At 61.1% G+C, this 23,994-nt stretch carries 22 protein-coding genes; 21 read left to right on the top strand and 1 reads right to left on the bottom strand.

Translation table 11 applies throughout. The annotated features are described in order from the left end of the window. Positions 1-89 precede the first annotated feature (89 nt). The 16 genes from AC4HNJ_RS11165 (at position 90) to AC4HNJ_RS11240 (ending at position 14,101) form a co-directional block, all read left to right on the top strand. Positions 90-710: a LolA family protein gene (locus tag AC4HNJ_RS11165; protein ID WP_490479641.1), complete on the top strand. Its 621-nt coding sequence runs from the start codon at positions 90-92 to the stop codon at positions 708-710. Further along, a complete protein-coding gene (locus AC4HNJ_RS11170; protein ID WP_490479642.1) occupies positions 707-3,070 on the top strand; it encodes an MMPL family transporter in 2,364 nt (787 codons plus the stop codon). Before AC4HNJ_RS11165 ends, AC4HNJ_RS11170 begins: the two co-directional genes overlap by 4 nt. Before the next feature lie 28 nt (positions 3,071-3,098). After that, positions 3,099-4,322: a beta-ketoacyl-ACP synthase gene (locus tag AC4HNJ_RS11175; RefSeq protein ID WP_490479643.1), complete on the top strand. Its 1,224-nt coding sequence runs from the start codon at positions 3,099-3,101 to the stop codon at positions 4,320-4,322. A gap of 274 nt (positions 4,323-4,596) precedes the next feature. Further along, positions 4,597-5,343 carry a beta-ketoacyl synthase chain length factor gene (locus AC4HNJ_RS11180; RefSeq protein WP_490479644.1) on the top strand — a complete coding sequence of 249 codons (747 nt, stop codon included), beginning with the start codon at positions 4,597-4,599 and terminating at the stop codon, positions 5,341-5,343. Further along, positions 5,319-6,110: a lysophospholipid acyltransferase family protein gene (locus tag AC4HNJ_RS11185; protein WP_490479706.1), complete on the top strand. Its 792-nt coding sequence runs from the start codon at positions 5,319-5,321 to the stop codon at positions 6,108-6,110. Before AC4HNJ_RS11180 ends, AC4HNJ_RS11185 begins: the two co-directional genes overlap by 25 nt. Further along, positions 6,107-6,376: a phosphopantetheine-binding protein gene (locus tag AC4HNJ_RS11190; RefSeq protein ID WP_490479645.1), complete on the top strand. Its 270-nt coding sequence runs from the start codon at positions 6,107-6,109 to the stop codon at positions 6,374-6,376. The genes AC4HNJ_RS11185 and AC4HNJ_RS11190 overlap by 4 nt, the downstream gene beginning before the upstream one ends. After that, positions 6,364-6,915: a COG4648 family protein gene (locus AC4HNJ_RS11195; protein WP_490479646.1), complete on the top strand. Its 552-nt coding sequence runs from the start codon at positions 6,364-6,366 to the stop codon at positions 6,913-6,915. Before AC4HNJ_RS11190 ends, AC4HNJ_RS11195 begins: the two co-directional genes overlap by 13 nt. Beyond that, positions 6,905-7,534 carry a 3-hydroxyacyl-ACP dehydratase FabZ family protein gene (locus AC4HNJ_RS11200; protein WP_490479647.1) on the top strand — a complete coding sequence of 210 codons (630 nt, stop codon included), beginning with the start codon at positions 6,905-6,907 and terminating at the stop codon, positions 7,532-7,534. The genes AC4HNJ_RS11195 and AC4HNJ_RS11200 overlap by 11 nt, the downstream gene beginning before the upstream one ends. Next, positions 7,534-8,514 (top strand): lysophospholipid acyltransferase family protein, encoded by a 981-nt coding sequence (locus AC4HNJ_RS11205; RefSeq protein WP_490479648.1) that lies wholly within the window; start codon positions 7,534-7,536, stop codon positions 8,512-8,514. The genes AC4HNJ_RS11200 and AC4HNJ_RS11205 overlap by 1 nt, the downstream gene beginning before the upstream one ends. Continuing rightward, on the top strand, positions 8,504-8,962 hold the full coding sequence (locus AC4HNJ_RS11210) for an acyl-CoA thioesterase (RefSeq protein WP_490479649.1): 459 nt from the start codon (positions 8,504-8,506) through the stop codon (positions 8,960-8,962). The genes AC4HNJ_RS11205 and AC4HNJ_RS11210 overlap by 11 nt, the downstream gene beginning before the upstream one ends. Further along, entirely contained in the window at positions 8,959-9,672 is a 714-nt protein-coding gene (locus AC4HNJ_RS11215; RefSeq protein WP_490479650.1) for a class I SAM-dependent methyltransferase, read from the top strand. Before AC4HNJ_RS11210 ends, AC4HNJ_RS11215 begins: the two co-directional genes overlap by 4 nt. Positions 9,673-9,834: 162 nt before the next feature. Beyond that, positions 9,835-11,025: a beta-ketoacyl-[acyl-carrier-protein] synthase family protein gene (locus AC4HNJ_RS11220; RefSeq protein WP_490479651.1), complete on the top strand. Its 1,191-nt coding sequence runs from the start codon at positions 9,835-9,837 to the stop codon at positions 11,023-11,025. Next, positions 11,022-11,489: a hotdog family protein gene (locus tag AC4HNJ_RS11225; RefSeq protein ID WP_490479652.1), complete on the top strand. Its 468-nt coding sequence runs from the start codon at positions 11,022-11,024 to the stop codon at positions 11,487-11,489. Before AC4HNJ_RS11220 ends, AC4HNJ_RS11225 begins: the two co-directional genes overlap by 4 nt. Continuing rightward, complete coding sequence (gene fabG, locus AC4HNJ_RS11230; protein WP_490479653.1) at positions 11,482-12,210, top strand: 3-oxoacyl-ACP reductase FabG; 729 nt, start codon at positions 11,482-11,484, stop codon at positions 12,208-12,210. Before AC4HNJ_RS11225 ends, fabG begins: the two co-directional genes overlap by 8 nt. Before the next feature lie 89 nt (positions 12,211-12,299). Beyond that, entirely contained in the window at positions 12,300-12,731 is a 432-nt protein-coding gene (locus AC4HNJ_RS11235) for an excinuclease (protein WP_490479654.1), read from the top strand. Between the two features lie 212 nt (positions 12,732-12,943). Then, entirely contained in the window at positions 12,944-14,101 is a 1,158-nt protein-coding gene (locus tag AC4HNJ_RS11240; RefSeq protein ID WP_490479655.1) for an isovaleryl-CoA dehydrogenase, read from the top strand. A 98-nt stretch (positions 14,102-14,199) separates the two neighbouring features. Here the strand turns inward: AC4HNJ_RS11240 and AC4HNJ_RS11245 are convergent, their stop codons facing one another. Further along, positions 14,200-17,082, bottom strand: a complete 2,883-nt coding sequence (locus AC4HNJ_RS11245; RefSeq protein ID WP_490479656.1) for a S8 family serine peptidase — start codon at positions 17,080-17,082, stop codon at positions 14,200-14,202. A gap of 226 nt (positions 17,083-17,308) precedes the next feature. Here AC4HNJ_RS11245 and AC4HNJ_RS11250 point away from each other — a divergent pair, with 226 nt between their 5' ends. The 5 genes from AC4HNJ_RS11250 (at position 17,309) to AC4HNJ_RS11270 (ending at position 23,988) form a co-directional block, all read left to right on the top strand. After that, positions 17,309-18,493, top strand: coding sequence for a thiolase family protein (locus AC4HNJ_RS11250; RefSeq protein ID WP_490479657.1), 1,185 nt, complete (start codon positions 17,309-17,311; stop codon positions 18,491-18,493). A gap of 156 nt (positions 18,494-18,649) precedes the next feature. Further along, positions 18,650-19,012 carry a hypothetical protein gene (locus tag AC4HNJ_RS11255; RefSeq protein ID WP_490479658.1) on the top strand — a complete coding sequence of 121 codons (363 nt, stop codon included), beginning with the start codon at positions 18,650-18,652 and terminating at the stop codon, positions 19,010-19,012. 164 nt (positions 19,013-19,176) lie between these two features. Next, entirely contained in the window at positions 19,177-20,784 is a 1,608-nt protein-coding gene (locus tag AC4HNJ_RS11260) for a carboxyl transferase domain-containing protein (protein WP_490479659.1), read from the top strand. Between the two features lie 52 nt (positions 20,785-20,836). Then, positions 20,837-22,528: an Hsp70 family protein gene (locus tag AC4HNJ_RS11265; RefSeq protein WP_490479660.1), complete on the top strand. Its 1,692-nt coding sequence runs from the start codon at positions 20,837-20,839 to the stop codon at positions 22,526-22,528. After that, positions 22,525-23,988 (top strand): J domain-containing protein, encoded by a 1,464-nt coding sequence (locus AC4HNJ_RS11270; protein ID WP_490479661.1) that lies wholly within the window; start codon positions 22,525-22,527, stop codon positions 23,986-23,988. Before AC4HNJ_RS11265 ends, AC4HNJ_RS11270 begins: the two co-directional genes overlap by 4 nt. The last annotated feature ends 6 nt before the right edge of the window (positions 23,989-23,994 follow it).

Here is a 23,994-nt window from a genome sequence, read left to right on the forward strand (position 1 = left end):
TTGCTGTACGGATGGGAAAGAGCCCATCTTGCGACATACCCTCAGCACTCTCTCGCACTGGATCAGCACAAACACGCCGGAGCTCTCTTTTGCGCACGCGATTAACGCAGCTGTTTTCCCTGCTGCTGTTTTTATGCGCGGGGGTCCATGCGCAGACCCCTTCTCCCGATCTGCTGCACGCCATTCTCCATCAACTCGATCAACACACTGCCGTGCGTGCGGCCTTTACCCAGGAACGCCAGAATCCCGCACTGAAGCAGCCACAGGAAAGCAGCGGGCAGCTTTTGTTCGTGACAGGGCACGGTATGCTTTGGTACGTACAGCAGCCGTACCAGGAAACACTGGCGTTGACGGGTACACATACTGCGCGCATCGATGCGGACGGTCAGGCGCAGACGATCCGCAGCGAACGGGGCGTCAGCCAGATTTCGCAGATGCTGCAAGGCATGCTGTCCGGTCAGCTGGATGCAGTGATGCGTCAGTTCGACGTCAGCGCGGCCGGTACGCCTGCGCAATGGACCTTGCGCTTCACGCCCAAACAAGCGCGCGTGGCGCAGGTGCTGCGCGATATCCAGCTCGATGGCGGGGCCTTCCTGCAACGCATCCGCATCGCCATGCAGGACGGTACGCAAACCGATATCCGCATGCATGACACCCGCGACGCCGGCCCGCTGAATGCGCTGGAAAAACACGCGCTCAGGCTGCCATGACATCGAGGACCCTGTGGCTGCGCGCGGGATGGTTCCTGGCAGCAAGCCTGCTGCTTGCCGTGTTCGGAGCGTGGCTGTTGTTCGGCCGCGGGCGCTCGCCGATCCAGACCGATTTGCTGGCGATGCTGCCGGCGACCGAACGCAACCCTCTCGCTGAAATCGCTGCGCAGCGGTTGGCGCATGCCAGTGGCAATCGCCTGATCCTGTTGGTCGGCAACGCCAATGACGATCGCGCCAAGGCTGCTGTGCGCGAACTCGGCCAGCGGTTATCGGCAGATAAGATTTTCGCCTCGGTCACGGCGGAACTGCCGCCGTTCGATCTGCAGCAGATGATTGCGCCGTATCTCGCGCATCGCTTTATGTTGCTGACCGATGCCGATCGACGCGCGCTCGCGCAACCCGGCTACGATCTCGCACGAACACTGGCGCAACGCCTCAACGAGCCGTTCATCACGGGTGTCGGCACGCGATTGCAAGACGATCCGTTCGGCTGGCTGCAACACTGGCTGGACCAACAGCCCTGGAGCCGCTCGCCGCTGGTGCCGGAAGACAACCTGCTGACCGTGCATCGTGACGATGGCACGTATGTACTGGTGACGGCCACGCTCAATGGTTCGTCTTACGATGATGCGGTTCAACAGCATGCCTTACACGCGCTCGACGAAGCGGAGCGCGCCATCACGCACGATCACCCGGGCACTCGCCTTCTACGCACCGGCGCACTGTTTTATGCAGCAGCGGCACGTGCCGGCGCAGAACGCGACGTGCATCGCGTGGGCCTGATTTCCACGCTCGGCATCGCGTTGTTGTTGCTGTTTGTGTTCCGCTCGCCTGGGCCGCTGGTAGTGGCTTTTCTCTCCACCGCTGTCGGCGTTGTTGCCGCCACGGTGCTCAGCGTGCTGGTGTTCGGCCAGATCTATCTGCTTACGCTGGTTTTTGGCGCCGCACTGCTCGGTGAAGCGGTGGATTATTCGATCCAGTATCTCAGCGCCCGCGCGAATGCCGGCATGGCGTGGGAGCCGCGCCATGGCCTTCGTCAGGTACGACCGGCCTTGCTGCTGGCCTTGGGTACCTCGTTACTTGGCTATGCCTTGCTCGGCTTGGTGCCATTTTCAGCGCTACGCCAGATGGCGTGCTTTGCAATGACCGGCATGACGGCAGCGTGCCTGAGTGTGTTTTGCCTGCTGCCGGCTTTATTGCAACGGCCCGCAAAACCTTTGTCGCTGCGCTCGGTGCGGATGGCTTCTGTCTTGCAAAACCTCGTCGCTCGCGCTGCGTGCGGATGGCGTGGCGTCATGCTGATGGCCGTGCTCTTGCTGATGGCGGTGCCCGGATGGTGGCAGCTGCGCCACAACGATGATGTGCACCTGCTGATCTCGCCGCCGACCAGCCTGGTGACGCAAGAGGCACAGATACGCACCATCACCGGCCTGGGCAATGGCACGCAGTTCTACTTGGTGCATGGCGCGAACGAGGAACAAGTGCTGGAGCGCGAGGAAGCGCTGGAGCAACATTTGCAGGCGATGGTGGACAACGGCCAGTTGCAAGGCTGGCTTGGGCTGGCAGGCATGGTCCCATCGCTGCAACGCCAGCAGGCGAATCAGCGATTGCTGGCTCCGCTGTTCGCACCACCAGAGCGCATGCGAACACTCCTGGCTAACGCGGGTTTTCGCGATAGCGATATCGATCGCTTTATGCAGGCATGGCCAGGCACGCCTTTGCGCCTGGCGGATTGGCTGAAAACACCGCTCGCTACGCCGTTCCGTTATTTGTGGATGGGCGGTGCGGTGCCGAAAGGTGCGGCGTCCTTGGTGCTGCCGCAGGGCAACGCGCCAATCGCCGTATTGCAAGAGGCAGCAGCAGGCATACGTGGTGTGCGACTGGTCGACAAGGCTGCCAGTGTCTCCCGATTGTTCGGTCGCTATCGGAGCTATGCCAGCCTCTGGCTGCTCGCTGCGATCCTGCTGATCGCGCCGGTATTCGGTTGGCGCTACGGTTGGCGCGCTATGCCACGCATGATGGCGCCGCCCGTGCTTGGCATCGGGCTCACGCTTGCGACATTGGGTTATGTGCATCAACCGCTCACGCTGTTTCATTGGATGGCGCTGATGCTGGTACTCGGCGTTGGCGCCAACTATGCCGTGTTCCTGCGCGAGGGCGAACCGCATGCCACGCACCGGCCCGGCGCGATGTATGCCAGCGTACTGCTGTCCGCGATCACCGCGCTGCTTTCGTTCGGCCTGCTGGCGTGGAGCAGCATGCCGGCACTGCGCGATTTCGGTCTTACGCTGCTATGCGGTATCGGCTTTACCGTTGTACTGGTACCCGCCAGCACAGCCTCACGGAGTACATCGCCATGAACGGATATCTGTCACGGAGCACTCGCCGATGAAGCGTGTGGTCATCACCGGCATGGGCGGCATCACGCCCTTGGGCCACGACTGGGCCGACATTGCAGCGCGCTTGCGCGAGGGGCGCAATGCGGTACGCCGCATGCCGGAATGGGATTACTTCCAATCCTTGAACAGCCGGCTTGGCTGCCCCGTCGACGACTTCCAATTACCGGACTGGCCACGCAAGCACCTGCGTTCGATGGGTCGCGTGGCGCAGCTTGCGGTCGCCGCCAGCGAACGGGCATTGTGCGATGCCGGTCTGCATGGCGATGCGCGCATCACTGACGGACGCATGGGCGTGGCTTACGGTTCCTCCGGCGGCAGCATCGAACCGGTGCGCGTGATGGGCCGCATGCTGGAAACCGGCTCGATGCAAGGTGTCACCGCGACCAGCTATGTGCAGATGATGGCGCACACCACGGCGGTCAACGTCGGCGTTTTCTTCGGTTTGAAAGGACGCATCCTGCCCACGTCCAGCGCCTGCACGTCCGGTAGCCAGGCCATCGGTTATGGCTACGAGACGATCCAGCATGGCAAGCAAACGCTGATGCTGTGTGGAGGCGCCGAAGAACTATCCGGACCTAGCGTGGCGGTATTCGACACCTTGTTTGCGACCAGCACCCGCAATGACGAAGCCAACCTGACGCCACGCCCTTTTGATCGCCTCCGCGACGGCCTGGTGGTGGGCGAAGGTGCGACGACCCTGGTGCTGGAGGAATACGAGCACGCGCGTGCGCGTGGTGCGCGCATCTATGCGGAAGTGGTCGGCTTTGGCTGCAATTCCGACGGCAACCACATCACCCAGCCGACCAGCGAAACCATGGCAACCGCCATGCAACTCGCGCTCGACGACGCACGCCTTGCGCCGGAAGCGATCGGCTATGTAAGTGCACACGGCACGGCCACGGATCGCGGCGACATCGCCGAAAGCCACGCCACCGCGCAGGTGCTGGGCCAACGCATACCGATCAGCTCGATGAAGAGTTACGTAGGGCACACGCTGGGTGCGTGCGGTGCGCTGGAGTCGTGGTGGGCGGTGCACATGATGCGCGAGAAATGGTTTGCGCCGACGATCAACCTCACCGAGCCTGATGCGGCGTGTGCGGAATTGGATTACATCACCGGGCCTGGCCGTGCGATCGAAGCGGAGTATGTGATGAACAATAATTTCGCCTTCGGTGGGATCAACACGTCGCTGATTTTCAGGGCGGTGGATTAATGCATGGGCCATCCTTGAAACCATTCGTCTTATCGCTCTGGCGCACGCGATCCGGCAACAGCACGGTGGCTGCCCAATGCAATCTCACCAATCCATCGCTCCGGCAAAAGCCGGGGCCCAATGGTTTGAGGGCCGCGAAAGTCGCCGGGCTACGGCCTGCGCCGGGGCGACGGTCAAGCGTATCGGCAACTCATCCATCGCCTCATGGCACAACGGTGTGCGAGAAAGCGGATGATGGCAAGACCGACCCGCGCTCTCGCATGGCAGCCGCTGCATGATGGAATTCCGCATCGAACAATGGCGTGCATGGGCACCGGGCCTGGATTCGGAGGCTGCCTGGCAGGCGTGGGCGCACGAGCCAGTTCGAGCGACAGATGACGCTGCACCACCGGCCTGCGATTTTCTGCCGGCCATGCAACGCCGCCGGCTCAGCAAGCTGGCGCGCATGACCATGCATGTGGCATGGCCCCTGTGTGACGAACACGAACAGCTGCCGTTCGTGTTCGGATCTCGCCATGGCGAAACGCCACGCACCTTTGCCCTGCTCAGTGATGTGGCCGATGGCCAGCCGTTGTCGCCCACCCAGTTCGGCCTGTCGGTGCACAACGCCATTGCCGGGCAGTGGTCGATCTTGCGAGGACAGCACGGTGAATCGGTCGCCCTTGCCGGGGAGGCGGATACGTTTGAGCATGCCATGCTGGAAGCTGCCGCCCTGCTGGACGATGGTGCGCCCTCGGTGCTGGTCGTGGTCGCCGAGGAAAGCCCTCCCGCTGCTTATAACGGCTGGATCGAGGATGTGCCGTTTTCGTATGCTGTGGCTCTGCGGGTAGGAAGAATCAAACCGGACGAAGGCTTGCAGGACGGCGAACGCTGGTGCCTGCATCTGCAGCCGCGCCAAGGAGATTCCAACGTCGCTGCATGGCCGCATGCGCTGGAAATGGTGCGCGCACTCCATCTCCGCAGCAGCACACTTGAACACACATGGAAAACACGTCGATGGATCTGGCAACGTATCCCGTAGCCCGCTCGGGCACGGGCAATTACCTGTGGCGATGGTTGGCGACTGCCGCCAGCTTTTTAGTGTTCGGCCTGGGCGGCCTGATGCTGCGGCTTATAGTGCTGCCCGTGCTTGGCCTGCTGCCCGGCGATGCGGCAACTCGGCGGCGGCGCGCCCGTGCGGCTATCAGCCGGGCGCTGTATCTGCATGTGCAGTTCATGTATCGCAGTGGCGTGCTGGAGTACGCGTTCGAAGGCGTCGAGCGCCTTGGCCGCCCTGGACAGATGATCGTTGCCAATCATCCGTCGCTGATCGATGTCGTGTTTTTGCTTGCACACATCCGCAACGCCAATTGCATCGTCAAGCAAAGTCTGTGGCGCAACGCGTGCACACGCGGCCCTGTGTCGCGTGCGCAGTACATCAGCAATAACGGCAGCCCGGACATGCTGGAGCAGGCCGCTGCCGCGCTGCGCGAGGGCCAGACCTTGATTGTTTTTCCGGAGGGGACACGCACCGCGCCGGACCAACCGCCGCAGTTTCACCGCGGTGCGGCGGCGATCGCGCTGCGCGGGGCCAGCGTCGTCACCCCTGTCTTCATCACCGTCCGTCCGACCACCCTGACCAAGGCCGAACCGTGGTATCGCATCCCCGAGCGTCGCGTTCGCGTGACATTGCGAGTAGGCCAGGACATTGCACCGCAAATGTTTTCACGCACGGCCTCGTTGCCGATCGCTTCGCGCCGGCTCAATGAACATCTGCACGCCCTATTTCTCAAGGAGCTTTCGCTATGAATGCGCTACATCAGGAGATTGCCCAGCTGATCATCGACACGCTTCATCTTGAGGATGTCACCGTGGCTGATATTCCGCCGGAGCTTCCCCTGTTCGGCGAAGGCCTGGGACTGGATTCGGTCGACGCGCTGGAACTGGCGCTGGCGTTGCAGAAACGCTACGACATCCGCATCGCTTCCGATTCCAAGGACGCGCGGCGGCATTTCACCAACGTGGCCAGCCTGGCCGCCTTTGTGCAAGCACAGCGAGACGCATGCGCAAACTGACTGCCATCTTGCTGCCGCTGGTCGGCGTGCTCTATCCCTTCGTGGTGTATTTCGGCATGAATCGCGTGGCGCCGCCGATCTTTGCCTTGGTGCTCGGCGCGATATGGCTGGTTCGCGCACCCAGCCTGCTGAAGGAACCCGGCGGACGCTGGATGCTGACCGCAGCGCTGGTGTATTGCGCCCTGCTCGCCCTGAGTGGCGAGGCCGCGTTGTTGCGCTGGTATCCCACGCTGATCAGTGCACTGTTGCTGTGTGCATTCGGCTTGAGCCTGATATACGGACCGCCGATCGTGGAACGCATTGCCCGCGTGCGCGAACCGGATCTGCCCGATGCGGCGATCCCCTATACCCGCAAGGTCACCTGGGTGTGGGTAGGTTTCTTCATCTTCAACGGCGTGGTATCCGCGGCGCTGACGCTATGGGCGCCGCTGGCCTGGTGGACGCTCTATAACGGGCTGCTGGCGTACTTCATCATGGGCGTGTTGTTTGCCGGCGAGTGGTTGCTGCGGCGGCGATTGCGAGCTGCGCATGGCGCTTGACGAGCAACCGTTAGCGCAATGGTTGACCAGCCATGCCTGGGTCAGCGACGCGCGCTGTGTCCATGCCGAGGCGTCGGTCGGCGTACTGCTCGCGCTCAGCGACAAAGGCATCGATGCGTTGCGCTGCCTGGGACGCCAGTCATGGACGAATCGTTTGCAGGCCGATGCGGCATCGGCAGGGCATATGGCCGCATCCTGGACATGGCGTTTGTTCGATACGCTTCCTGGCGTGATGGCCCCGGAAGACATGCTTGCCTTGTTGCATGCACCGTTGCCACGCGAGGCAACATTGCTGCACGAAGAACGTCACGATGACCTCTGTACGCTGGCATTACGCATCCCGCCCGACCTTGTTTATTTCTCCGGCCATTTTCCGCAGGCACCGATCGTGCCGGGTGTCGCACAGATTGCCTGGGCACTCGCCTTCGCAGCGCCGCGCTTTGGCACGACATTGCGTTGCCATGCGATGGAGGTCTTGAAGTTTCAGCAGTTGCTGCGCCCTGGCGACCAGGTGACCTTGAGCCTTCGCCTGGATGCGGTCACCCGCAAGCTGCATTTCACCTATCGCCAGGGTGAAAAGAGCTATTCCTCCGGTCGCCTGGTATGGAGCGCCGCATAATGCGTGAACAGACTTGGCAGGAACGTCATTGGTCGGCGCACAAGGAGCGCGGCAGTTTCATGCTGATGCGACTGACGGCCTACAGCGTGCGCGTATTCGGTCGTCGTCTGCTGGCCCCGTTGCTTTACGCGATCGTGCTGTATTTCTTTGTTTCGGCGCGCGGCGCGCGCCGGAATATCCGGCAGTACCAGCAGTATCTGGCAAGGTGGAGCGACAATGCCGCGCTGCAGCCTACCTCGCGCAGCGTGTTCCGGCAGTTCGTCGCCTTTGCGGACAATCTGCTGGATCGCCTCGATGTATGGCGCGGACGTCTGCGCTTCGAGCAGGTGCAGATTATCGATCCGAGCGGCGTGCGCGCGAGGCTGCTGCGCAGCACGCAAGGCGGACGTGGCGAGATGCTGGTCGTTACGCATCTGGGCAATCCGGATGTGTGCCGCGCCATGGCGGAGCTGGGCGAGCAGGTTCCGCTTAATGTGTTGGTGCATAACCGGCACGTCGCGCAATTCAACCGCCTGTTGGGAGAGGCGGGCGATCGCAGCATGCGATTGGTGCAGGTAAGCGAGCTGGATACCGCGATGATGATGGACCTTTCGCAGCGGCTGGAGCGCGGCGAATGGCTCGCGATCGCCGGCGATCGCGTACCGCTGCATGATGGACGGCGGGTGATCGTGGATTTCCTGGGACACGCGGCGGCCTTTCCGCAGGGTCCATGGCTGATGGCCGGACTGTTGCAATGCCCCGTCAACCTGCTGTGCTGCCTGAAAGTAGAGGGCCAGTACCGTATTTATCTTGATGACTTTCTTGATAGCGCGCGCTGGGAACGTGGACGGCGCGATGAACTGATTCGCGAATGGGTGCAGCGTTATGCCGACCACCTTGCCATGCAATGCATGATCGCGCCTGAGCAATGGTTCAATTTTTATGCCTATTGGCAAACGGCCGCGCCCGATGTCGCCAAGGAGACCACCCATGCGAACTAGCGGCGTTCTGCATATCGATGTGCAGATCGTGGTGCCGTTCTATGACGTCGACGCCATGAACATGGTCTGGCATGGGCATTACGTGAAATATCTGGAGATCGCGCGCTGCGCGCTGCTCGACGACATCGGCCACAACTACACGCAAATGAAGGCGTCGGGCTACGCATGGCCGGTGATCGATCTGCAGTTGCGCTACGCCCAGCCTGCGCGATTCGGTCAGCCACTCACCGTACGCGCCGATCTGGTGGAGTGGCAGAACCGGCTGCTGATCCACTATCTGATTTGCGACACCGCAACCGGCCAACGCATGACACGCGCCCGAAGCACACAAGTGGCGGTGAATCTTCACAGCGGCGAAATGCAACTGGTCTCGCCGGATATATTTATCCAGGCGGTGGAACGACGACTTCGCGCGACGCCGGATCACGTGTCTTCGGTGACGACATGAATGACGCCTGCCCCACTTACGTCGAAGAAACCCGCATCGGCTTTCACTTCTTGCGCACCCGTACCTGGCAACATCATGTGCTGCGCGTAGCGATCAATGACCTGAAACGGCTGATCGGCGAGCCGTTGCCGCAGGGAGGGGCCCTGCTTGATGTCGGCTGCGGGCAAGGCAAGTCGTTTCGATTGCTGCGCGATGCTTTTCAACCTGCTCGCATGCATGGGCTGGATGCCGACCCGCTCAGCATTCGCCTGGCCGGCGAAGAAGCCGAGCGCGAAGGCATCCCGATGGAGTTGCATATCGCTGACTGCGCGCGCATCCCGCTGCCTGATAGCAGCATGGATATCCTGTTTTGCCACCAGACCTTTCATCACCTGGTGGAACAGGAGCGCGCGCTGGGCGAATTCTGGCGTGTATTGAAACCCGGTGGCTTGCTGCTGTTCGCCGAATCGACCAAGGCGTATATCGACACCTGGGTGATCCGCTGGTTTTTCCGGCATCCGATGCATGTACAGAAAAGCGCGGAGGAATACCTGGACATGCTGCGCGGCCTGGGTTTCGTGTTCGATGCGCGGAACGTGTCGTTTCCTTATCTGTGGTGGAGCCGCGCCAGGGATTTCGGCTTGCTTGAGCGTTGGGGGCTGCGCGCGCCGCCTCCGCCGGGACAGCGCGAGGAAACGCTGGTGAATGTGGCGGCGAGGAAGCCGGGGTGATGAGAGGCCTTGCTTCGGTGATACAACCGCGCGTTTCTCTTTATGAGAAAGCATGGGCCGGGTGGCGTCGATGATGTTCATGACTAGCTCGCACGATCCCGCCCCGGCCCTCCCCTGCCTGCAGAGCATGGCGTGTGTGTGCGACAAGGGTGGGTGCTTCGTATGACGGCCTATCTCAATGCGCTGGGTGTCGTGTGCAATCTTGGCATGGGCAAATCGGCCGTCGCGGAGGCGTTGTTTGCCGGCGATGACCGTCACGTCCGTCCGCTGTCCGGCTGGATTCCTGGGCATGCGCCTTCGCTGGGACATGTCGGTGCGGAATTACCTGCCATCCCCTCTGCGTGGGTTCCCCGGTACGACAATCGCAACAACCGGTTGCTGCTTGCCGCGGCCATGGAAATCGAGGGGGACATTCGTGCCGCCATGGCACGTTATGGCCGCACGCGCATCGGGGTCGTACTTGGCACCAGCACGACCGGCATCGAAGAAGCCACGCAAGGCATCGATGCTTATCGCCGCGATGGCGCGTGGCCAGCGAGCTACCACTATGCACATCAGGCATTGGGCGCGCCGGCCGAATTCCTGGCCGAATGGCTGGACCTTGCCGGTCCGTGCTATGGCATTTCCACGGCGTGCACGTCAGGTACCCGTGCGCTGATGAGCGCGCACCGGTTGCTGCGCCTCGGTCTTTGCGACGCCGTGTTGTGTGGCGGCGTCGATACGCTTTGCCGCCTGGCCATCAACGGTTTTCATGCGCTGGAAGCCGTGGACATGCAGCGCTGCGATCCGTTTTCGCAGCACCGACGCGGCATCAATATCGGTGAGGCGGCGGCGCTGTTTCTGATGACGCGCGAGCAAGGCGGGATCGCCCTGCTGAGTGGCGGCGCCAGCTCGGATGCGTACCACATGTCCTCACCCGAACCGGAAGGGCTCGGCGCAAAGCAGGCCATCCGCGATGCGCTTGGTCGTGCGAGGCTGGATCCGGCGCAGATCGACTACATCAATCTGCACGGCACCGCCACGGAACATAACGACAGCATGGAAAGCCGGGCTGTTGCCGACGTGTTCGGGACGGCGGTTGCCTGTTCGTCGACCAAGGCGTTGACCGGTCATACCCTGGCTGCTGCCGGCGCACTGGAAGCAGCGTTCTGCTGGCTGAGCTTGCAAGACAAGCCGTCTAACCGTCGCTTGCCACCGCATGTCTGGGACGGCGTGGCCGATGCGGCGCTCCCTGCCCTGAATTTTGTACGCACGGGCGACTGCCTGCCGGAAGGTGGACCGCGTTATCTGATGAGCAATTCGTTTGCCTTCGGTGGCAACAACGCTGTCCTGATCATGGCGGACCCGACATGACGCCCTGGCCGATTGCCGACGTCGTACCGCATACGGGCGACATGATCGTGCTCGATCACATCGAGACGGTAGAGGCCGAACGTATCGTCTGCGTGCGTACCGTACAGGCCGGGGATTTGTTCGTCGATACCGATGGACATTTGCCTGCGTGGACCGGCATCGAGCTGATGGCGCAGGCCATCGCCGCTTGGGCAGGGTGTCGTGCGCGCGCCGAACAGCGGCCGGTAAGACTTGGATTCCTGCTCGGCACCCGCCATTACACCTGCAATGTCGAGGCGTTCCCGGCCGGTACCCGCTTGCACGTGGAAGCGGAGCGAAGCTTTCATGACGATCAAGGCATGGGAGCCTTCAGCTGCCGCATCGAAGGTCCCGGTATCCAAGCCACAGCGCGGCTGAATGTGTACAGCCCGCTCGACGCGGATGCGTTGCTCAAACAATTCGACCAAGGGGATGTCCATGCCTGATACGGTTCTGGTTACCGGCTCCAGCCGCGGCATCGGTCGCGCCATTGCATGGCGCCTGGCGCAGTCAGGTTACGACATCGTCCTGCATTGTCGCAGCCGGCGCGAGGAAGCCGAGCAAGTTGCCGCCTCCATCCATGCGCTTGGTTCTTCGGCGCGAATCCTTCAATTCGACGTGGCAGACCGTGCCGCATGTGCCGCCGCCTTGGCGACGGACATCGAGACACATGGTGCCTATTACGGCGTCGTGTGCAATGCGGGCCTCGCCCGTGACGGGGCTTTTCCGGCCCTGACCGGTGAGGATTGGGACCAGGTTTTGCGCACCAACCTCGATGGTTTCTATAACGTGCTGCATCCCTTGATCATGCCGATGATTCGTCGTCGCCAATCCGGGCGCATCGTATGCATCACGTCGGTATCTGGCCTGATCGGCCATCGTGGCCAGGTGAACTACAGCGCCTCCAAGGCCGGCATCATCGGGGCGGCCAAAGCGCTGGCGGTGGAACTCGCCAAGCGCAAGATCACCGTCAATTGCGTGGCGCCGGGACTGATCGATACCGACATGATCGGCGAAGACGTTCCGCTGGAAGACATCCTGAAGATGATTCCGATGCAACGCACCGGCACGGCGGACGAAGTCGCTGCTGCCGTGCAGTTTCTGTTGAGTCCGGAGGCCGGCTATATCACGCGCCAGGTGCTCGCGGTGAATGGCGGTTTGTGTTGAGGCTAGATTTCAGGGCAAAGCCGTTGCGGCAGAGACACACGCGCAAAACGACCTGCCTCGGCTTTCTTAACCACAAGGAAAAGGTACGCATGAAAGCAAAAATGCTGGTTCTTCTCGCACTGGCTGTTCCTGGATTTGCATGCGCCAAAGACAAAATCGTGCATTTTCCCTTTGCGAATGCGGTCGCCGCGGCGACTCAATCCGGCAAGCTGGATGGCTCTGTAAAGTTCTATCTTGCGGGCAACCCACCATCTGGACGGGTCACAGTGTTGAAGGACGATGTCAGCGTGAATCGCAAGACCAATGCCTTCGGCAAACGCGATCAGCCCACCTGTGACTGGGCGCTGCAATCGGCATTGATCAGTCTGCAAGCAGAGGCGAAGCAAGCCGGCGCGAACGCAGTGATCGATATCGTCAGCGACTATGGTCATGAGTATCGCGACAGCCAGAACTATGAATGCCATGTCGGCTTCCTGATGTCCGGCGTGATCATGAAAGGCAAGCTGGCGAAGGTGCAGTAATCGCCAGAGCAGCTCGGCGTGCATGGTCATCTCCGCGAACGCAACTTCTATCTTTGCTTCGATCAAAAGCTAACCGGATCCCTGCTTTCGCGCAGATGACAGCGTTCTCGCCTGACCCATGAGCCCCGCTTACGCTGCGGCGCATCAGGGCTGGCAAGGCCGCTGCGCTACAATTGCCCGGCTACACACATCCCCTTCCCCAGGAGTCTGTCATGCGTCCGTTCCCGCTCGGTGAAGAGATTGATCTACTGCGCGAAAGCGTCGCCGCCTTCGCGGAAAAGGAGATCGCACCGCGCGCCGATCACATCGATCGCGAGAACCTGTTTCCCCACGATCTCTGGCGGAAGATGGGCGACATGGGGCTGCTTGGCATCACGGTGTCGGAAGAATACGGCGGCAGCGGCATGGGCTTTCTCGCGCATATGGTCGCGATGGAAGAAATCTCGCGGGCATCCGGTTCGGTAGGTCTTTCTTACGGCGCGCACTCCAACCTGTGCGTACAAAACATTTTCCACAACGGCAACGAAACCCAGCGGTGCAAGTACATTCCCAAGCTTTGCTCGGGCGAGTACGTCGGCGCTTTGGCGATGAGCGAGCCGGGCGCGGGCTCGGACGTCGTCGGTTCGATGACCTGCAAGGCAGAGCAACGCGGTGACGTGTGGATCGCCAACGGTTCGAAAATGTGGATCACCAACGGCCCCGATGCGGACGTGCTGCTGGTGTACATGCGTACGGCCCCGCGCGTGGCGGGCAGCCGCTGCATGACGGCTTTCATTGTCGAAAAAGGCATGAAAGGTTTCACGACCGCGCAGAAGCTGGACAAACTCGGCATGCGTGGCTCGAACACCTGCGAGCTGGTGTTCGAGAACTGCGAAATCCCTGCCGAAAACATCGTGGGCGAAGTGAACGAAGGCGTGCGTGTGCTGATGAGCGGCCTGGATACCGAACGCCTGGTGCTCTCCGGCGGCCCGATCGGCTTGATGCAGGCGGCGCTGGATATCGCACTGCCCTATGCGCGCGAACGCAAGCAGTTCAATGCGCCGATCGGTACGTTCGGCATCATGCAGGCCAAGATCGCCGACATGTACACCAAGCTGCAAAGCTCGCGCGGGTTTGCATACATGGTGGCAAGGGAATTCGATGCAGGCGTGAAGTCGCGCATCGATCCCGCCGCCTGCCTGCTCAATGCCTCGCAGAATGCGGTGCAAGTGGCATTGGAAGCGATCCAGACTTTGGGTGGCAATGGCTACATCAATGAATACCCTACCGGCCGCCTGTTGCGCGATGCGAAGTTGTACGAGATCGGTGCTGGCACGAATGAAATCCGGCGCATGCTGATCGGACGTGAGCTGTTTCACGGACGCGCGTGATCTCGCGCTCGCTTTTGCTGCCGCATCGTCGATCTCCATAAGACCGTCATTCCCGCTGATGGGTAATGACGGCCATGGAATCCTGATCGGCTCACACCTCAGAAGTGCAGGCTGTAGTTCAGCGTACTCATGGTGGCGCGCGCATGCTGCGCATCGTACTCGTCCACGCCCATCGACAGATCGGAGCGCGCCGAGAAACGCCAATCCAGTGAGAGACCGGCAACGCTACCGTAGCGCGACAGGCCAATGCCCTCGATCGGCGTGAACTCCTGCAAAGCGGCAAAACTGGCGTTTGGCAGCACACCGCGCATGGCGAAGGCATCCTGCCAGAGCATGCGCGCCTGCAGGCTCAGCCGCGTGCCATTGGCCATGAGCCACTGCCGTGAACCGCGCAAGCCAAGGCCCGCTTGCCAACGTTGGATGGTTTGCATCGTAGACGTGAGGCCGAATCCGTAGCCACCTGCTTCGCTGAAGCCGTCGCGCTCGACGTTGGCGTATTCCAGATTGGTATACGGCGTGAGGTTCCAGTTGCCTGCATGGAAACGATACCCGCTTTCGGTATAAGCGACGTTGTAGCGTCCATTGCTGAAACTCGACACACCTGCGTATTGATTGCCAAGCAGCAATGCGCGACGGGTATTTTGCCAATCGGTGCCGACGCCCATGCGTCCCATCGCGTACCAGTTTCCATGTACGACGCCACCGTAAACCATACCTTCGAGGGCACGGCTGAATCCCTGGTCGGCACTCTGCTGAAGATTGCCCAGCCCTTGGCTCTGGCTGACGGCATAACCGACGATGCCACTGCTGCCGACACGGCGGTCGCCACCTATCATGTTGCCGTAGAGCTGAAAGCCCAGATTGTCGTATCCGCTGCGCGAGAAGTTTCCCTGATAACCGAGATTCTGCGTCCAGCTCTGGAATTGGTTGCGGTCGAGCAGTTCCGGATGATCGAGCAGCATGTCGAACCGATCGGACAAAGCGCGCGTGTCGGCATCGATCGCTTCGAACGTCATCGCGGCGCTGGCTGCGTACAACTGACCAGAAAGGCTGTTGAGCGACTGCTGCATGGCGGCCGTCGTCTGCGTTTGCTGGATGCTTGCCGCACCACTGACAAAACTGCTCGGCAACGTTTGTGCGGCCGATCCGCTCTGGATGGCATTGTTGATAGTGTTGAAGGCGCCTTGTACGCGTTCGGCGGCGGCATAGGTTGCGGACGAGTATGGCAGCCCCTTGATGCTGGTGAGGTTGACGCTGGTGACATCCAGGTAGGCGTCGTTGGCGTCGTAGCCGATGGTGGCAGTCAATACGACGGAAAGCGCCGTTGTCGGCGTCGAACCCGCAAACGTTCCCGTGAGGCCCTGCGTCGCCGATAAAACGATTGTCTTTGAACTCATGACATAACCGGCATCTGCGCCATAGACATAAAGCTGCGGATTGCCGCTGAGTGTTGCAGCTCCTGTCACCTGCAGCGCCGATCCCAGCGGAACGGCCAGTCTCCCGCCGGTCTGCTGGTAGGTTCCGCTCATGGTGAGATTGGTACTGCCTACCACAAGCGTTCCCTGGCTTGTGATGTTGCCGGTGATGAGCGGCTTGGTCGCCGTGGCCGAATTGCCCGTAACAGCGAATGTTCCGGCGGAAGCGATGTTGACGTTTGATGTCAGAGATACCGCATTCAGCGTGCCGCCGTTGACGTTCGTGTCACCGGTATAGGTAGAAGGCTGGCTCAGGGTAAGCGTGCCGGGGCCATTCATCGTCAAGCCGTATATCCCCGAGATGGGATTGTTCCAACTGGACGTGCCCGAAAAGCTTACGGCAACGTTATCCCAGTTGAATTGCTCCGGACCGTTCACCGCGGCGCCGACGTTGAGTACACCGTAACCGAACGTCGGGTTGGGTTGCGAACCGCCTAATGGCGTTGCGGTGCCGAGCAAGGTCTGGCGTACCAGATCGTTGGAAAAATACGGATAGGCTTGCCATACCAACGCCGCCGCACCCGATACCTCGGGCGCCGCAAACGAGGTGCCTTCCACGATGTAGTAGCTGGGATTGGTCGTGCTGGCGAGCGTGTCTTTGTCTAGCACGATCACATCGCCCGGCGCAGCCAGGCAGTAATTCATGGCGATACCGCACTTGTTCGAATAGCTGTCCAGCTGAGTGGGACTGTTGCTGTTCAACGCAACGGCTACCAACCAGCCTTTTTGCAGATTCGCGTCGTTGGCGATCGACGGCAATGATGCGATGGTGCTCGGGTTGGCTTGTGAATCGTTACCTGCAGCAAAAACCACTAAACCGCCGTTGTTTACGAACGGTGTGTAAGCCGTATCAAAGGCCTGGCTGGTTGCCGTATCGGTACTGCTCCAGGAAATGCCACCCCAGGAGTTGTTCATGACTTTTACGCCGCTGCTGATCAGGTTGCTGTTGACCTGCCCGAGCGGCACGGCATCGGATGGTGCCACCGGCGTCGGCGCGGTGGATCCATTATCGTCCGGCGCGTTGTCATCGATGATGCGTGCGGAGACCAGCGTGGCGCCGGGTGCGATACCGCCGGCAAATTGTCCAAATGATGCACCTGCGGCAATTTCGGACACCCAGGTACCATGTCCGACTACGTCGGGAATACTGGTGTTGTTGGTGCTCGGATCGACATAGATGAGTTCGGGCTGCACGACGCGCCCTGCCACCGCCGGGTTGTTCGGCATGATGCCGCTGTCGACCACGCCGATGATGACGCCGGCGCCGGTATAACCTTGCTTGAAAGCCGCGTAGGTGTTGGTCAATGCAAGCTGCGCATTGATCGGTGGTTGCGGCAGGTTCGAACTCGGTGAAGGCGAAGGTGCCGGCGAAGGTGCCGGTGTTCCGGATGACGATGTTTTTACATTGCTGTTACCGCCGCCTCCGCCGCACCCGCTCAACCCCAGTGCAAGAGCGATCAAAAGCGCGATTTCACGGCGGCGCCACGCCTGCATTCCCGTTGCCATGCATCCACCCCTATTGGCTATGTTGGTCCCCACAACACGCAGATACACCGCTGCCTCCGCAACGGTGACTCGCATAGCTTATTCGCTTGCCCGACGGGATGGGGAGCGCGGCTGAATACGCGATTTCTCACGCTGAAACCGGATTTGCTGCTTTGCATCGAGGACTGCGATAATTCGCAGGTTCTTCCCTGGCGCGAAGCGCCTCTAAGCTCCCTCGGAGATCCCCATGTCGGACGTCAGCGTTGTCATTGCAGGTGCCAAGCGCACTGCCATCGGCTCCTTCCTCGGCCAATTCACCGGCGTGCCCAGCCCCACCCTCGGCGCTACCGCCATTCGGGCGGCACTCGAGCAATCAGGCGTCGCCGCCAGGGATGTCAGCGAAGTCATCATGGGTTGCGTACTGCCCGCCAACCTCGGCCAGGCGCCCGCCCGCCAGGCGGCCCTGCAGGCAGGCCTGCCGGTCGGCACCGGTTGCACCACCATCAATAAAGTCTGCGGCTCGGGCATGAAAGCCATCATGCTGGGACACGACCTGATCAAAGCCGGCTCGGCCGCCCTCGTCGTGGCAGGCGGCATGGAATCCATGACCAACGCACCGCACATGGTGAATGCCCGCGGCGGTATCCGCTATGGCAACGCCGAGCTGGTCGATCACATGGCCTGGGACGGCCTGACCAACCCTTACGACGGCAAGGCCATGGGCGTGTTCGGCGAGCTTTGTGCCGATAAATACCATTTCAGCCGTGAAGAGCAGGACGCCTTCGCCATCGAGTCGGTCAAGCGTTCCAAGGCCGCGCAGGAATCCGGCGCCTTCGCCGATGAAATCGCACCGGTGACCGTGGCCGGCAAGAAGGGCGACGTACGGATCGATACCGACGAGCAGCCAAGCCGTTCGGACATCAACAAGATTCCTTCGCTCAAACCGGCGTTTCGCAAGGAAAACGGCACAATTACCGCAGCCAGCTCGTCAAGCATTTCCGATGGTGCGGCAGCGGTCATCCTGCTTTCGGCGGACGACGCCAAGGCACGCGGCATCAAGCCGCTGGCGCGCATCGTCGCGCATGCCACGCATTCCCAGGAACCGGAATGGTTTACGACCGCACCGGTGGCTGCGATCAGCAAGGTGCTCGACAAGGCCGGCTGGAAAGTGGACGACGTCGATCTGTTCGAAGTCAATGAAGCGTTCGCGGTGGTGGCGATGGCGCCCATGCGCGAGCTGGGCATTTCGCATGAAAAGCTCAACGTCAACGGCGGCGCTTGCGCGCTTGGCCATCCCATCGGTGCCAGCGGTGCACGTTTGGTGGTGACCTTGCTCAACGCTTTGAAAACCCGAGGCTTGCGTCGCGGTGTGGCGGCGTTATGCATTGGTGGCGGCGAAGCTACTGCTGTCGCAATCGAACGCCTGGATTAAGCTACACACCGTTGCATATGACCCGGCCGGGCTAAATACCCGGCCGTTGGTTTTAAATGCGGCTTAAAAGTTGTTTGTTGAAACAGGTAGCGCGTTTAACGTGAAAGCGCTATTAATAATCCGCCAAATGGCATTCCACGGCTAAGGAGATTTATTATGAAGTTCACGCGTACCCTTCTCGCCTCCGCGCTTGTCGCGCTGCTGGCGGCTTGCAGCAACGGCGCGCAGGATGCCGCGCAGGACGCACAGAAGTCAGCTGATCAGGCCCAGCAAGCAGCTTCTCAGGCTGCTGATCAGGCTCAGAAGGCCGCTGCCGCCTCCACGGCTGCCACTCCGGCTGCTGCTGCTCCGGCTTCCACCGCCGGTGCCGCTCCCGCTTCCACCGCCGCGCCCAGCGCCGGCGATGCGATGAAGAGCGCAGCTTCCAATGCTTCGGAGGCTGCTGACAAGGCTGCCGACGCTGCCAAGTCGGCTGCTACCGCTGCGAAGGACGCCAAAGACGCCTCGAAGGGCAACTGATTCTTCGCGAGGTTTCGGAAAACCGGCCGCCATGTGCGGCCGGTTTTTTTATGGGCCGTGCAAAAACCAGCTGTGGATGTGGCAATGCAGCGGGCCGCTTTCGTGCAGGATCCATACTCAGGCCGTTATGATGCGTGGTTTAGCCAGACGATCAGCACGACATCATGAGCGTCCTCCTCTCGCAGATCGATTCCCGCTCACCGGAATTCCAAGCCAGCCACGCGCACTTGCACTCTCTCGTGGATGACCTGCACCGCGAACTGGCACGCACTGCCGAAGGCGGCGGTACCAAGGCGCGCGCGAAACATACGGCCCGCGGCAAGCTGCTGCCACGCGAACGTGTCCGCGCATTGCTCGACCCTGGCTCGCCTTTCCTGGAGCTGTCGCCATTGGCTGCGCACGGCTTGTATGACAATGCGGCACCTGCCGCAGGCATCATCACAGGCATCGGCCGCGTGCACGGTACCGAGGTGGTGATCGTCGCCAATGACGCAACGGTCAAAGGCGGCACCTACTTTCCGATCACCGTGAAAAAGCATCTGCGCGCACAGGAAGTGGCGCTGGAAAATCGCCTGCCTTGCATCTATCTGGTCGATTCCGGCGGAGCCTTCCTGCCGATGCAGGACGAAGTGTTCCCGGATAAAGAACACTTCGGCCGCATTTTCTATAACCAGGCGCGCATGTCGGGTCTGGGCATTCCGCAGATTGCGGTGGTCATGGGTTCGTGCACGGCCGGCGGCGCTTATGTGCCGGCCATGAGCGATGAAACCATCATCGTGCGGGAGCAAGGCACGATCTTCCTCGGTGGCCCACCGCTGGTGAAGGCCGCGACCGGCGAAGTGGTCGACGCGGAAGCGCTCGGCGGCGCGGACGTGCATACATCCGTCTCGGGCGTGGCCGATCACTTTGCGGAAAACGATGCGCATGCGCTGTCCATTGCGCGCGACATCGTTGCCAGCCTCAATCGCAAAAAGCCGATGCCGCTGGCGCTGAAGCCACCGGTGGAACCGCGTTATGCGGCCGAAGAACTCTACGGTGTGATTCCGCGGGATACGCGCCGTCCGTTCGATATCCGCGAAGTGATCGCGCGTATCGTCGATGGCTCGGAGTTCCATGAGTTCAAGGCTCGCTATGGCAAAACCTTGGTATGCGGCTTCGCGCATATCCATGGGTATCCGGTGGGCATCGTCGCCAACAACGGCATTTTGTTTTCCGAGTCGGCACTCAAGGGCGCGCACTTCATCGAGTTGTGCAACCAGCGCAACGTACCGCTGGTGTTCCTGCAGAACATCACCGGCTTCATGGTCGGCAAGAAGTACGAAAACGCCGGCATCGCAAAGGATGGAGCAAAGATGGTGACCGCCGTGGCCTGCTCGCAGGTTCCCAAGTTTACGGTGGTCATCGGGGGTAGCTTCGGTGCCGGCAACTATGCGATGTGTGGCCGTGCCTATGGCGCGCGCTTCCTGTGGATGTGGCCGAATGCGCGCATCAGCGTGATGGGCGGCGAGCAGGCAGCAAGCGTATTGGCTACGGTGAAGCGCGATGGCATGGAAACGGCTGGACAAAGCTGGAGCGCGGAAGAGGAGGAAGCCTTCAAGGCGCCGATCCGCGAACAATACGAACAGCAAGGACATCCATATTACGCAAGCGCGAGGTTGTGGGACGACGGCATCATCGATCCCGCCGATACACGACGCGTATTGGGACTTGCCATTTCCGCGTCGTTGAATGCGCCGATCGAACCTCAGCGTTATGGCGTATTCCGCATGTAACAAGTGATAGCGCGGCCTGGCCGCAGCCAAGGATGTTTGCAGGGGATTTGAGATGATCGTTGGCATCGATCTGGGTACTACACATTCGTTGATCGGCTACTACGGCGAAGACGGTCCGATACTTTTTCGCAATGCGCTTGGCGGGTATCTCACGCCTTCGGTGGTAAGCCTCGACGACCAGGAGCACATGCTGGTCGGCGAAGCCGCACGCGATCGCCTGATCAGTCATCCGCGTTCGACCGTTGCGGCGTTCAAGCGATGGATGGGCTCTTCGCGCGAAACCGAGCTCGGCCACCGCAGCTTCCGGCCGGAAGAGTTGTCCGCACTGGTCTTGCGAACACTGCTCGCCGACGCAGAAGCCGCACTTGGCGAGAAGGTCCAGGAGGCGGTGATCAGCGTGCCCGCCTATTTCTCCGATGCGCAACGCAAAGCCACGCGTGCTGCCGGTGAACTCGCCGGCATCAAGGTCGAGCGTCTGATCAATGAACCGACAGCCGCCGCGCTGGCCTATGGGCTGCAAGACCGCAAAGACGGCAATCACTTTCTGGTGTTCGACCTGGGCGGGGGCACGTTCGACGTATCGGTATTGGAGATGTTCGAGGGCGTTGTCGAAGTTCATGCCAGCGCCGGCGACAACTATCTCGGCGGCGAGGATTTTCTCGACGTTCTGCAGACGGCCTGCCTTGCTGACCTAAAGCTTGAAAAAGATGACTTTTCACTGGTCGAACGCGGACTGCTGCGCCGCAAGCTCGAAGCCGCCAAGCGCAATCTGAGTCAGTACTCTGACGTGCAGGTGGAGGGCCAGATCGGTCAGCGTGACATTCGCTGGAGCATCGATCAGGGACGTTTCCTGCAACTCGCCGAACCGCTCATGCAACGCATGCGCGCGCCACTGGAGCGCGCCCTGCGCGACGCCCGCCTGCGCCCCGATCAACTCGACGAAATCGTGTTGGTGGGTGGTGCCAGCCGCATGCCGCTGATATCGCGGCTCATCGCGCGCATGTTCGGCAAGTTGCCGTTGCGTCACGTCAATCCGGATGAAGCCATCGCGCTGGGCGCTTGCGTCGCTTCGGGATTGAAAAGCCGCAACGCAAAGCTGGAAGAAATCATTCTCACGGACGTGTGCCCTTACACGCTGGGTGTGGAGATCGGCCAGCGGGATGCACAAGGTCATATCCAGAATGGTTTGTTCTCGCCGATCATCCAGCGCAACAGTGTGGTGCCGATCAGCCGGGAAAGCAGCTATTGGCCGATGGCCGAGCGGCAGGCGACGCTAAGCTTGAAGGTCTACCAAGGAGAGAACCCGCTCGTCGCGAACAACATCAAGCTGGGCGAACTCGACATTCCGCTCAATCCGAATTTGCCTGTCGCGCAAAACGAAATCGCGGTCCGGTTCACGTATGACATCAATGGCGTTCTGCAGATCGAGGTCACGCCCAAAGCTACGGGCATACGACACGAGCTGCTGCTGGAGCAAAATCCAGGCATGCTCAGCGAAGCGGAGATCCGCACACGACTGGCGGCGTTGTCGGAATTGAAAATCCATCCTCGCGCCAAGCAGGAAAACATCGCTTTGCTTGCCCGCGCGGAACGTCTGTTCGAAGAACATATCGCGGCCCGCCAAATTTTGCAGCAATGGATCGGCCAGTTTCGCCAGACGCTGGAAACGCAGGACGAGCGCCTGATCCGTGAACATCAGCGGAGTTTCGGCGAGGCGCTGGATTCGCTGGAAGCGAAACTGTGAATGGGCCGTTCGAACTGCTGGGCCTGGTCGCGGATGACGCAGATGAAGCCGATGTCAAACGTGCCTACGCGCGTCTGCTGCGGACGACGCGGCCAGATGAGGATCCGGATGCATTTCAGCGCCTGCACACGGCCTACAAGCTCGCATTGGCACATGTAAGCGCGCGCACGACGAATCGAGCTGTCTCTCCGCCAGCAGCCCGGGTCGTTGCCGCGGAAGATTCCGCCTTGCCGCGCAAGGAAGCAGCGGCGAAAGATACGCACTCATCACCCCCCACCCTTCTCGACGCGACGGCATGGCCGGCGCCGAACCTCGGCATGCTGGCTGACGAAATCATCCGTGCGGCGGTCGATACAGAACAGCATGAAGCTTTTTCCAGCTGGCTGACGGCGCGGCCGGAGTTCTGGGCCATCCAGGTCAAGCAGCAGGTCAGCCGCATCGTCATCCACCGCCTTTTTCAGCAGCCGCGGCCCATGTCCTCTTACCACCTGGATGCGCTACTGCATTTCTTCGACCTGGACCACGTACTCTCCGGCATCAATCCCATCGCCTTGCAGCAGTTGCGTCGACGCCAGCTGACGTTGTGGGAAATGATTCCCCGTAATCACCGCGAACTGGCGCGGCGCATACGCATGATGGGAGGTTCGCAGCCGGATGTAGCCTCGATCCGAGAAGATCTCGCATTGCTGCAACGCCCCCTCAGTACATGGCGTGTCATGGCGGCAGCCTTGCAGTTTGGCCGGGTGGGCGAGATGGGGCGTCTTATTCAAGCCCTTTGTCATGGGCGACTTGAAGAACTGCCTTCGTCCATCGACCGCGACCATGCACAGTTCTGGCTTAAAGCCGCGGTCCCCAGGACGATATCGTGGCCGCGTTTCACCCTGGGATCGCTGCGAGCCGCCCTTGCGGCCCTAGGGTGCGGGCTGGCCGCCCTGGGTCTGTCCCTGCTCAGCGGCTCATCGCGCGCGAGCGAGGGATCGGCAGCAAGCGAATGGCTTACGACAGCCGAGGTGTCCACCATCGTGGCTGGCACCGTGTTCGCGCTATGGCTGATCTACGCGGGATATGCGTGGCTGGATTGGTGGCAGGGTTTGCCGGAGTCTTCGCCATCGCAGCGCCCGTGGCTGCGTCGACTGATATTGCCGGTGCTTTCCGCATGGGGTCTTGTGCTTTATGCAGTGGGACCAACGCATTCGATGGCATGGACGCTGATTGTTCCGAGTTTCGTGATCGCCGTTCGCCGTTTCCGTCGGCGCAATGCAGGATTTTCACCACGACTGAATCGGGTGCTTCCCGCAGCGATCGTTATCGGCATGGCCTGCCTCAACCCGCTGGCGCAAGTGCTACGTGAAGGAAGCTTGCCCATCGTACCGATAGCGGCGTGTGCAGCCTTTTGCATGTGGGCCGTCGATCTGTGGCGACATCGCGCCCATCTGCATCCGAGCTTTGCGCGCACCTGACTGATA

Source organism: Dyella sp. SYSU CM1112 (assembly GCF_058216415.1).